This window comes from Acidovorax delafieldii 2AN (assembly GCF_000175235.1).
GTDB lineage: Bacteria > Pseudomonadota > Gammaproteobacteria > Burkholderiales > Burkholderiaceae_C > Acidovorax > Acidovorax delafieldii_B.
Genome location: NZ_ACQT01000598.1, coordinates 1 through 723, shown reverse-complemented (window position 1 = coordinate 723; position 723 = coordinate 1). Strand labels below are relative to the sequence as shown.

The window sequence follows — 723 nt, the reverse complement described above, 5'->3', positions numbered from 1 at the left end:
AGCGGCAGCGCGGCCATGAGCAGGTGGCGGCGGCGCAGGCTGGCGCGTGGTACGTCCATTGCAGGCGTGGCGGTGGAGATGGTGGGGTGGTGCATGGTGGTTTCCTTGGGGAGGGGATGCGTTAAAACAGGGGCGGCTCAGCGGTTGCGGGGGCGCACGGTGATGGTTCCGGTCATGCCCGCCTCGAAATGGCCGGGAATCAGGCAGGCAAAGTCGAATGTGCCGGGCCGGTTGAAGTGCCAGACGATGTCGCCACGGCGACCGGCGCGCACATGAACCATCGAGGGCTCATCGTGCTCCATGTCCGGAAATTTCTGCATCATCTGCGCATGCTGCGCCAGTTCGGCGCGCGTGCCCAGCACGATTTCGTGCAGCATCCTGCCCCGGTTGTCGGCGCGCAGGCGCACGGTGTCGCCTTCCTGCACTTCGATCTGGTTCGGGCTGAAACGCATGTCGTCGCTCATGCGCAGCACGATGGTGCGGCGCACGGCTGCGGGGTCGCCGGCGATGCCCCAGTCCTTCTGCTCGCGGGCCACGGGTGCGTGGGCGCCGTGATGGGCCATGTTTTCATGGCCAAAAGAGGCGCTTGCGATTGCCAGTAAAGCGCAAGCAGCTATGAATTTGATAGTTTTCATGGGTCAGGTTCCGTTTCAATGCTGGTGGCCGCCGGTGGCGGGCTTGCGGGCGTTGGCCGCGTCCGGGGTCGTGCCGGGGGCATCCACG

The 723-nt window shown here is 65.6% G+C and carries 1 protein-coding gene; it reads right to left on the bottom strand.

Annotated features, from left to right (window positions below):
- Nucleotides 1-137 precede the first annotated feature (137 nt).
- A complete protein-coding gene (locus ACDELDRAFT_RS23290; RefSeq protein WP_005801855.1) occupies nucleotides 138-635 on the bottom strand; it encodes a cupredoxin domain-containing protein in 498 nt (165 codons plus the stop codon).
- Nucleotides 636-723: the final 88 nt, after the last annotated feature.

What these genes read in the sequence shown, in the direction of transcription:
- ACDELDRAFT_RS23290 (WP_005801855.1), bottom strand. Translation starts at nt 635, where the DNA reads ATGAAAACTATCAAATTCATAGCTGCTTGCGCTTTACTGGCAATCGCA.